Source organism: Hydrogenophaga flava NBRC 102514 (genome assembly GCF_001571145.1).
Lineage (GTDB): Bacteria > Pseudomonadota > Gammaproteobacteria > Burkholderiales > Burkholderiaceae_C > Hydrogenophaga > Hydrogenophaga flava.
The window spans coordinates 161,925-170,610 of sequence record NZ_BCTF01000008.1 but is presented as its reverse complement, the minus strand read 5'-3'; the positions used below and the strand labels follow the sequence as shown (position 1 = coordinate 170,610).

Here is an 8,686-nt window from a genome sequence, read left to right as displayed (position 1 = left end):
CATCTACCTTGGTCGTATAGCGATAGATCAACCTTTTTGCTGTGGAGAAAAAGTAATTTGAAACCGTATCAAATTGAATCTCGCTAGCTTTCAGAGCGATCTTGATATCCCTGATGATGGAGTTCGAGAGTCGGTCTGCGGAGGAGATTCGTGTTGGTCTGAATACCTTTTTTGACTTTCCTGAAACGGGCTCTTCTACGCCCTCAGAGGAAATGGACTTTTCAAAGTACTCTTCCAAAATCCTCGCAACTTGCGGCCTCGCCATTGTTTCCGGAGACGAAAATGGACGACGAAGAATCTCGGACTTTGACTCGTTTAAACTTAAACGGTAAGGCTTCAAGCATTCTGAGACTGTCAGCTGAATTCGCTGGAGAACCTCTGTGCTCCGGGCGTATACAAAATAGTCATCTACATATCTCCTGATATCGTAGTCGGCGCCTGCTCTTAGTGGATTTTTCGAAGTGCTAAGTGTCTCTTCGATATCTAAATCGATCTGCTGGAGAATTATTTCAGCAAATATTCTTGAGACTTCCGGGCCGACCAATATTCCTGCTGTCTCATCATAGTTCGCTCGCTGCATCAACCTGTCGAACTTTGCCTCAAATGTCTTTGAGACGCTATTTCTGTTGTCTTTAGCATGTTCTTTGCTCTTGACGGCCCATTCGATGGTGTGTGTATATATCCTGCCAAAGCACTGGGATATATCCAGTCGCAAAAGATGCTCATATTTTCTTTCGAGCCTGTGAAACTCTGACGAGTCGACGAACCTATGAAGGAGGCTGTATGGGCGGTAGGCAAAATATGACGATGCGTTTCTTGCTAAGTGGTCGAAACCTGAAGTAGCTTGTTCCACACCAGAGCTTTTGCTGGCTGACTCTTTTGCAATTCTTGATCGCTCAACAAAATAGGTTGCCACAACAGCCGGAGCACGGAGTGTCCAGTTGCTCTTCTTGCATTGCGCAAGAATCATGCTGCTGTAGCTCTGATAGAAGTTTGCAACTTCTATCTGCATCGAAGGATGCATGATTGAAAGAGTCCTGTACTCCGATGGACTCTTTCTAATTTTGAACGAGTATGGGATGGTGAAACTACTCGTCGACAGCAAATCTAATTCGGGGTGAACTTCGTTTTTGAAGGCATCTTGCGAGTTGGTCTTCAAGAAATCATACAGCCCCTCGTTGGAGAATGGGAGCGGAACTTCATACGGAAGTGTTTCGGTCAGCAATGATCTTAGATTGTCCGATTTGCGTATCTTGATCATATTTTTACGCATGTTGCCAAACCTCCTTTACTTCTCCTAATGTCTTATTCGTGAAGTGCCTATATACCTGATTCCGGTGGCCTGCTAGGAGAGAGTGTGAGGCGAGATCTTTTCGCTGCTTATTTGTTAGTAGTGGTCCCAACCGCTTTCCAAAGCTGCCTTTTTTTGCGTATATCAATTTCTGCAAATACTGATCGATTTCCTGGAATACCGCTTCGGCGGACTGTGGGTCCATGTACTTATGGTTGTAGTGAATCCCAGAGTACAGTTTTCCGCTCTGCTTTGTTCCTCCGACATTAAAGTTGCTGCTGATGAATTGAATTCGATTTTTGAGTGCGCAAAAGTTTTGATCAACCGAGAATCGAAGAAATGAAAGTGCTATTCGGGTTTTGATTTTTTCAATTTTCTTTTTTGGAATCGATATTCTGATCGGGGCTGACTTCGAAAGGGCTGGAAATATTTCGTAGCCAAGGTAGCTAATAGACTGGTTGGGCGAGCCTGCAGCTAGGTAGCCGTCTTTGTTGATGAATATGTGGCTGCTCTTCTTGAGGTTGAGTGACAGTCCTTTGGGAAGCGCTGCTTCGACTTCCGCCTCTAGTTGTGCAGCCGGCTTGTGACAGAAAAATAGCATATCGTCGACGTACCTTGAGTAGAAATATGAGTAGCTTATGCGTCGACAAAACCGTTCTAGATTGGATAGATAGTATTCTGCAAGGATTGGGCTGACCGATAGACCTCGCGGTATGCCCGGAAGATTCTTGAGTTGAGGTGACTTTAACAGTATCTGAATGAAGTCTTTCGTGCGGGAGTCGAGGGACTGTTCAAGCTTTATCTTTTGAATTAAATCATCTTTTGAGATTGATTCGAAAAATAGCTCAATATCAAGTTTATGAATTGTGCAGTCTCTTGCTTCACGAACAAGTTGAATGGCAGTCGGTATGAGTTCGGCTCGATCGGAGGGCTTAATGTTTAGCGCCCGTTTGATGTTGTCTGCAACCTTGCGCAAAATGAACTCATCATTTGCGCTGTTGGTGGTGTAAGCATTGAAGCCATTTCTGGTTACGAGTGTGAATGCCGAGAAATGGAACGAGCTTGAAGCGGCAGCAGCTTCTACCTCCTGCAGTTTTGTTCGGATCTCAGATCTGCTTTTTCCAAGACTGAAATTTTGAACATCGCCTTTGCGGAGAAGTCGCCAGAAGGATTTCTCAGAGTAGCTTGGATCCATGTTCCTCCGTCTTCAAGCAATTTAGTTGTAAGGCGTTGCTGATCTATCGTGAATGGTCACGATTGCTTTTGTACCTCAACACTCTACTCCGGGGTATCGCTGCCTTGCTGCACAGCTTCCGAGCGGGAGCTTTGCTTGTTGCGAGCGCAGACACTTCTGCGTTTTGTCGGAACTTCGACTCAATATGGCTTTTGTTTGGTTGCCTGTCCCCTTTCCTACACACGACAAACCTCACAAACCGTTGATCTGAAACGGTTTTTTCCGTGGCACGGATTTCGCTGAAGGCTCCCGGCGCGGCCATGGTCGGTCGCAGGAAGGGTCTTCATGTCGACAAGCACCGCTGCGGGTTCCATGCCCGCCAAGACGTACCTGTCCATCGGCTCGATCAAGCCGCTGGGCGCCAGGCTCGATGTGCCGGACGCGGGTGGCGGCTGTGGCACCACCGGTGGCGAGGGCAAGGCCAGTTGTGGCTCGTCGGGTGGCCCCGACGACATGCCGGCCGAGATCTGGGACAAGGTCAAGAACCACCCCTGCTACTCCGAAGAGGCGCACCACCACTACGCCCGCATGCACGTGGCTGTGGCGCCGGCCTGCAACATCCAGTGCAACTACTGCAACCGCAAGTACGACTGCTCCAACGAAAGCCGCCCAGGCGTGGTGAGCCAGAAGCTCACGCCCGAGCAGGCCGTCAAGAAGGTGGTCGCGGTCGCGAGCGAGATTCCGCAGATGACGGTGCTCGGCGTCGCCGGCCCCGGCGATTCGCTGGCCAACCCGGCCAAGACCTTCGACACCTTCCGCATGCTCCAGGAGCAGGCGCCCGACATCAAGCTCTGCATCTCGACCAACGGCCTGGCGCTGCCGGACCACGTGGACGAGATCTGCAAATACAACGTGGACCACGTGACGATCACCATCAACATGGTGGACCCGGCCGTGGGCGAGAAGATCTACCCCTGGATCTTCTGGAACCACAAGCGCGTGACCGGCTACGAGGCCGCGAAGATCCTGCACGAGCGCCAGATGCTGGGGCTGGAGATGCTGACCGCGCGCGGCGTGCTCACCAAGATCAACTCGGTGCTGATCCCCGGCATCAACGACGAGCACCTGATCGAGGTGAACCGCGAGGTAAAGAAGCGCGGCGCCTTCCTGCACAACATCATGCCGCTCATCAGCGAAGCGGAACACGGCACGGTGTTCGGCCTGACCGGCCAGCGCGGCCCCACCGCGCAGGAGCTGAAGGTGGTGCAGGACGCCTGCATGGGCGGCGCGAACCTGATGCGCCACTGCCGCCAGTGCCGCGCCGACGCGGTGGGCCTGCTGGGCGAAGACCGCTCGGAAGAGTTCACGCTCGACAAGATCGAAGAGATGGAGGTCGTGTACGACCTCGACAAACGCCGCAGCTACCAGGAGAAGGTGGAGGCCGAGCGCCAGGCGCAGCACGCCGCCAAGCAGGACGCGCTGGCCGCCAGCGCCGCGATCGATGTCGACCAGCACATGAAGGTGCTGGTGGCGGTCGCCACCAAGGGCGGCGGTCGGGTCAACGAGCACTTCGGCCACGTCACCGAGTTCCAGATCTTTGAAGTCAGCGCCGCCGAGGCCCTGTTCGTTGGCCACCGCCGTGTGGACCTGTACTGCCAGGGCGGCCATGGCGACGACGAGCAGCTGCCCAGCGTGGTCAAGGCGATCAACGACTGCCATGCGGTGCTGGTCGCCAAGATCGGCGCCTGCCCGCGCGACGAACTCAGCGCTGCCGGCATCGAGCCGGTGGAGCAGTACAGCGGCGAGTTCATCGAGAAGGCCGCGCTGGACTGGTTCAGCGGCTACCGCCAGCGCATTGCGGCCGGCGAGATCACCCACCAGGACCGCGGCGACGCGCAGATCCGCCAGGGCGCCTTCACCGGCCTGGCCGCGGCGGCCTGAGCCGCGTTGTCAACGAACCCCGAGTTTCCCCACGACCCCCTGATCCCCTGAAGGAGAACCACCATGGCCTACAAGATCATCGCCTCCACCTGCACCGGCTGCTCCGCCTGTGAGCCCGAGTGCCCGAACGTCGCCATCCGCGAAAAGGGCGGCACCTACATCATCGACCCGGCCAAGTGCACCGAGTGCGAAGGCCACTTCGACGAGGCGCAGTGCGTGGCGGTCTGCCCGGTCGACGGCTGCATCGTGAAGGTCTGAACATGGCCGCCAACTTCACCCTGACCCCGGCCGCGCAGAAATTCATCGGCCGCATCGTGCGTTTCTCGGGCCTGCCCGCGGGCGCCGGGTTGAGCCTGCAGGTCAGCCCGGGCGGCTGCTCGGGCTACAGCTCCGAGTTCGCCGCCGCGGCCGCGCCCAAGGAAGGCGAACAGGCCTTCGAGGTCTCGGGCCTGAAGCTGTTCCTGGCGGCCGAAAGCCGGTTGCTGCTGGACGGCGTGACGATCGACTTCACCGAGACCGCCACTTCGTCGGGCCTGAGCTTCATCAACCCGAACCAGGCCGCCTGCGGCTGCAGCAGCGCCGAGAACGCCGCGCCCCCCGGGGTGGCCACCATCTCGGTCGGCTCCATCGGTCGTGGTGGCCGTCCGGCCACGCTCGCTTCCTGACGCGCCCACGCCATCGGGAGCCGCCGTGAACACCGACACCGACCGGGACTTCGAAGCCGCCGCGGCGGCCTTCGCGGCCACGGTCATCGGCGGCCACCTGGTCCCCGACGTGGAGGCGCTGATCGCGCAGGCCGGCGCGCTGCGCGACCAGCCCGACCAGGCCCTGCCGCTGCTCGAACGCGCCCGCGCGCTGGCGCCGAAACACCCGGTGCCACTGATCGCGATCTACCGCTTCCACTTCTACGGCCATGCGCTGGCACAGGCGAGGGCGGCGGGCGAAGACGCGCTGGCGATTGCGCGCGCGGCGCTCGGCCCCGACTTCGGCGATATGGCGCCAGACGACGACACCACACGCGGCGACGCGGCGGTGCGCTTCTACCTGTTCACGCTCAAGGGCCTGGCGTATCTGAATCTGCGCCTGGGCGATCTGGACGAGGCGCGGCTGATGCTCGGCGAGCTGCGCCGCCTCGACCCGAAAGACCACCTGGGCGGTGGCCTGCTCTCGCACGTGCTGGCGCGGCACGAGGCCGGCCACACCACCTCGCTGGTCGACGGACCGGTGGACTACCCTGTGCGCGGCTGGGCGCCGCTGGGGAAATAGCATGGCCGCCGTCGCTGCGCTCCTGGCCGCACCGCAACGCCTGATGGCGCGCGCGCCCGAAGGCGACATCCCGCCGATGGACTGGCAGGGTGGGGCGGTGAACTGCGAGGCCTGCGCCTACATCGACCTGCGCGCCAGCGACGGCGGCCGTGGTTGCGAGCCGGGCCACGCCTGCATGCAGGACGCCTACGCGCGCCGAATCGACCGCTTTTTCCGCTGGCACCCGGAGCTGGCCGACCAGCAGCTCGAACACCCGTACTTCGAGGTGCGCGCCATCGCCGTGCGCCACGCCAGCGTGTTCCGCCTGGGCGGGCTGATGAACGACCCCGACGAGACGGTGCGGCTGCAGGTGGCGGCGCGGCTCTCGCCCGCGCAGCTGGAGCGGCTGATGCACGACCCGCACCGCGAGGTGCGCCTGCGCGTGGCGCAGCGCATCGACCCGGCGCGGCTGGCGGCGATGCGACAAGACGCGGACTACGGCGTGCGCGAGATCGTCGCGCAGCGGCTGCCGCTGGCCCTGCTGACGACGCTGGCCTACGACCCGGAGCGCTCGGTGCGCGAAATCGTGGCGCGCCGGCTGCAGATGCCGGCGCTCTTCATCCTCGCGAACGACCCCGAGCCGGAGGTGCGGCGTGCGGTGGCGGAGAGCCTGCCCGAGGCGCTGCTGGGCCGCATGGTGGACGACCGCGACTGGCGTGTGCGCTGGGAGGTGGCGCGGCGCGCGGTGCCGGCCGTGCTGGTGGCCATGCGGGACGACCCGGACAGCGAAGTCCGGCAGATGGTGCGCAGCCGGCTGGCGGTGCCGAAGGAGGATCACCATGGTTGACATCGTGCGCGACGACGACGTGATCGAGGTGGCCGAACCACCGCGTTTTGCTTTCGGCGAACGCGTGATCGCGCGTTCGGTGATCCGCAACGACGGCACCTACAACGGCAAGGACATCGGCGAGGTGCTGGTGAACAAGGGCGACATCGGCTACGTCGTGAGCATCAACACCTTCCTGCAGCAGTTCTACATCTACGCGGTGGATTTCATCGAGACCGGCCACCGCGTGGGCATGCGCGCCAAGGAGCTGTGCACGCTCGACCACCTGCCCGACGAGGTGCTGGCGCAGCTGGGCGAAAAGGCCACCGTGCTGGCCAGCCTCGGTTCCGGAAAACCCCTTGCCAACCCCCAGGACACAGGAGCCACGCCATGAACACCACCACGCCGATGGACCCCGCCGCCTTTGTGGAGCCGCGCACGCCCGTCTACGCCTGGGGCCAGCGCGTGGTGGCGCTGGACGACCTGGTCAACGACGGCAGCCACCCCGAGCGCGAGCCCAAGGCGCTGCTGGCCGCCCGCGGCGACGTGGGCGAGGTGGTGAACATTGGCCACGCGACCGAGGTGAACGAGCCGGTGTACCTGGTGGACTTCGGGGGCTGCGTGGTGGGCTGTCTCGAAATTGAACTGGCACCGGTTCCAGCAGGTTGGATCGCCGACGTGGAGGCGGCGGCGGGATGAACGCCGCGGCCCGCACGGCCCCGCCCGATCCGACGGCCGCCCAGGTCGTCGGCTTCATGCGCCCCTTCATCGAGCGGGCGCTGAAGGACCGGGTGCGCTACCGCTATGTGCAGCCGGTGGTGCTGCACGAGGGCGAGGGCTTCCGAATCGAGGCGCCGTGCTGCTCGCGCAACGTGAACCGCGAGGGTGAGGTGATCGACATCGCCCTGCTGACGCCGTCCCCTGACGGGCGCTGGCGCTTGCAGGCGCGCAACCACGCGGCGGGTGTGTGGGAAGCCCACGCCGAGGGCCTTTCGCTGGGCGAGGCGCTGGACACGCTGTGCGTCGACGCCGAACGGAGGTTCTGGCCATGATCTACCTCGACCACCACGCGACCACGCCGCCATCGCAGGCCGTGATCGACGCCATGGCGGCGGTGATGGCGGGCAGCTGGGCCAACGCCTCGTCCAAACACGGGCCGGGGCAGGCGGCGGGCCGGGTGCTGGCGGGGGCGCGTTCGGTGGTGGCGCAGGCGCTGGGCTGCAAGCCCGCCGAAGTGATCTTCACCAGCGGTGCCACCGAGGCCAACCACCTGGCGGTGCGCGGCCTGCTGGCGGCGGCGCCCGAGGGCCGGCGGCGCGTGGTGTTCAGCGCGGTGGAGCACGCGGGCCACCTGAAGCTGGCGCGCGAGTTGATGGACGCGGGTGTGCCAGTGGACTTTCTGCCTGTGCAGCGGGACGGCACGCTGGATATCGACGCCGCCACGCGACTGATCGGCGCCGACGTGGCGGTGGTTTCGCTGATGGCGGCCAACAACGAGACCGGGGCGGTCATGCCGGTGGCCGAGGTGGCGGCGCTCGCCGCAGCCACCGGGGCGAGGCTGCACGTGGACGCGACGCAGTGGATTGGCAAACGGCCCTTCACCTTTGCCGAATGGGGCGCCGACGCGGTGAGCTTCTCGGCCCACAAGTTCAATGGCCCCAAGGGCGTGGGCGGGTTGCTGCTGCGCCAGGGCGTGGTGATCCGCCCGACCATGCCGGGTTCGCAGGAGCGCGGCCGGCGCGGCGGCACCGAGAACCTGCCGGCCATCGTGGGCCTGGCCACGGCGCTGGAAGCGCTGGGCGACCTGAACGCCGAAACCGCGCGCCAGGCCGCGCTGCGCGACCGGCTGGAAGCCGCGCTGGTGGCCGAACTGCCGCGTGTGCAGATCTGGTCGCGCGGCGTGCCGCGCCTGCCGGGCGTGAGCTTGCTTCGCGTGGGCCGCTGGGAGGCCGATGTGCTGCTGGGCCGACTGGAGCGCCTGGGCTTCGCCGCCTCGTCGGGCGCGGCCTGTTCGTCATCGGGCAGCGCGCCCTCGCACGTGCTGACCGCGATGGGTGTGCCCGAAGACGAGGCGCTGTGCGCGGTGCGCCTCTCGCTGGGCCGCACCACGACCGACGCCGACGTGGATGCCTTGATCGCCGCGCTGCCGACCCTGCGCTCTCTCTTGCCTGCGGCCGAGGCCGTGGCCGCCTGACCCTTTCCTGCATTC

At 62.3% G+C, this 8,686-nt stretch carries 11 protein-coding genes; 9 read left to right on the top strand and 2 right to left on the bottom strand.

Annotation, left to right across the window (positions count from 1 at the left end):
* Together drt3b and drt3a are read right to left on the bottom strand one after the other, a co-directional pair.
* The coding region (drt3b, locus tag HFL01S_RS24635; RefSeq protein WP_169802324.1) for an antiviral reverse transcriptase Drt3b at positions 1-1,261 on the bottom strand (1,261 nt) is incomplete at its 3' end.
* Between the two features lie 4 nt (positions 1,262-1,265).
* Positions 1,266-2,486 carry an antiviral reverse transcriptase Drt3a gene (drt3a, locus tag HFL01S_RS24630; protein ID WP_084383180.1) on the bottom strand — a complete coding sequence of 407 codons (1,221 nt, stop codon included), beginning with the start codon at positions 2,484-2,486 and terminating at the stop codon, positions 1,266-1,268.
* A 324-nt stretch (positions 2,487-2,810) separates the two neighbouring features.
* Here drt3a and nifB point away from each other — a divergent pair, with 324 nt between their 5' ends.
* The 9 genes from nifB (at position 2,811) to HFL01S_RS09385 (ending at position 8,671) form a co-directional block, all read left to right on the top strand.
* The gene (gene nifB, locus HFL01S_RS09425; RefSeq protein WP_066257728.1) at positions 2,811-4,406 is read left to right on the top strand and encodes a nitrogenase cofactor biosynthesis protein NifB; all 1,596 of its coding nucleotides are present in this window, start codon (positions 2,811-2,813) and stop codon (positions 4,404-4,406) included.
* A 63-nt stretch (positions 4,407-4,469) separates the two neighbouring features.
* Positions 4,470-4,664 carry a 4Fe-4S binding protein gene (locus HFL01S_RS09420; protein ID WP_066257726.1) on the top strand — a complete coding sequence of 65 codons (195 nt, stop codon included), beginning with the start codon at positions 4,470-4,472 and terminating at the stop codon, positions 4,662-4,664.
* A gap of 2 nt (positions 4,665-4,666) precedes the next feature.
* Positions 4,667-5,071 (top strand): HesB/IscA family protein, encoded by a 405-nt coding sequence (locus tag HFL01S_RS09415; protein WP_066257725.1) that lies wholly within the window; start codon positions 4,667-4,669, stop codon positions 5,069-5,071.
* 25 nt (positions 5,072-5,096) lie between these two features.
* Entirely contained in the window at positions 5,097-5,672 is a 576-nt protein-coding gene (locus HFL01S_RS09410) for a hypothetical protein (protein WP_066257724.1), read from the top strand.
* A gap of 1 nt (position 5,673) precedes the next feature.
* Entirely contained in the window at positions 5,674-6,498 is an 825-nt protein-coding gene (locus HFL01S_RS09405) for a 4Fe4S-binding leucine-rich repeat protein (RefSeq protein ID WP_066257723.1), read from the top strand.
* Positions 6,491-6,871: a nitrogen fixation protein NifZ gene (locus tag HFL01S_RS09400; protein ID WP_066257721.1), complete on the top strand. Its 381-nt coding sequence runs from the start codon at positions 6,491-6,493 to the stop codon at positions 6,869-6,871. Before HFL01S_RS09405 ends, HFL01S_RS09400 begins: the two co-directional genes overlap by 8 nt.
* Positions 6,868-7,176, top strand: a complete 309-nt coding sequence (locus tag HFL01S_RS09395; protein ID WP_084383179.1) for a nitrogen fixation protein NifZ — start codon at positions 6,868-6,870, stop codon at positions 7,174-7,176. The genes HFL01S_RS09400 and HFL01S_RS09395 overlap by 4 nt, the downstream gene beginning before the upstream one ends.
* Positions 7,173-7,529, top strand: a complete 357-nt coding sequence (locus tag HFL01S_RS09390; RefSeq protein WP_066257717.1) for a DUF3024 domain-containing protein — start codon at positions 7,173-7,175, stop codon at positions 7,527-7,529. The genes HFL01S_RS09395 and HFL01S_RS09390 overlap by 4 nt, the downstream gene beginning before the upstream one ends.
* On the top strand, positions 7,526-8,671 hold the full coding sequence (locus HFL01S_RS09385) for a cysteine desulfurase family protein (RefSeq protein ID WP_066257715.1): 1,146 nt from the start codon (positions 7,526-7,528) through the stop codon (positions 8,669-8,671). The genes HFL01S_RS09390 and HFL01S_RS09385 overlap by 4 nt, the downstream gene beginning before the upstream one ends.
* Positions 8,672-8,686: the final 15 nt, after the last annotated feature.

Excerpts from the sequence above, each read along its gene's own strand:
- HFL01S_RS09400 (WP_066257721.1), top strand. The coding sequence starts at position 6,491 with ATGGTTGACATCGTGCGCGACGACGACGTGATCGAGGTGGCCGAACCA.
- HFL01S_RS09395 (WP_084383179.1), top strand. The coding sequence starts at position 6,868 with ATGAACACCACCACGCCGATGGACCCCGCCGCCTTTGTGGAGCCGCGC.
- HFL01S_RS09415 (WP_066257725.1), top strand. The coding sequence starts at position 4,667 with ATGGCCGCCAACTTCACCCTGACCCCGGCCGCGCAGAAATTCATCGGC.
- drt3a (WP_084383180.1), bottom strand. The coding sequence starts at position 2,486 with ATGGATCCAAGCTACTCTGAGAAATCCTTCTGGCGACTTCTCCGCAAA.
- HFL01S_RS09390 (WP_066257717.1), top strand. The coding sequence starts at position 7,173 with ATGAACGCCGCGGCCCGCACGGCCCCGCCCGATCCGACGGCCGCCCAG.
- HFL01S_RS09420 (WP_066257726.1), top strand. The coding sequence starts at position 4,470 with ATGGCCTACAAGATCATCGCCTCCACCTGCACCGGCTGCTCCGCCTGT.
- HFL01S_RS09385 (WP_066257715.1), top strand. The coding sequence starts at position 7,526 with ATGATCTACCTCGACCACCACGCGACCACGCCGCCATCGCAGGCCGTG.
- HFL01S_RS09405 (WP_066257723.1), top strand. The coding sequence starts at position 5,674 with ATGGCCGCCGTCGCTGCGCTCCTGGCCGCACCGCAACGCCTGATGGCG.
- nifB (WP_066257728.1), top strand. The coding sequence starts at position 2,811 with ATGTCGACAAGCACCGCTGCGGGTTCCATGCCCGCCAAGACGTACCTG.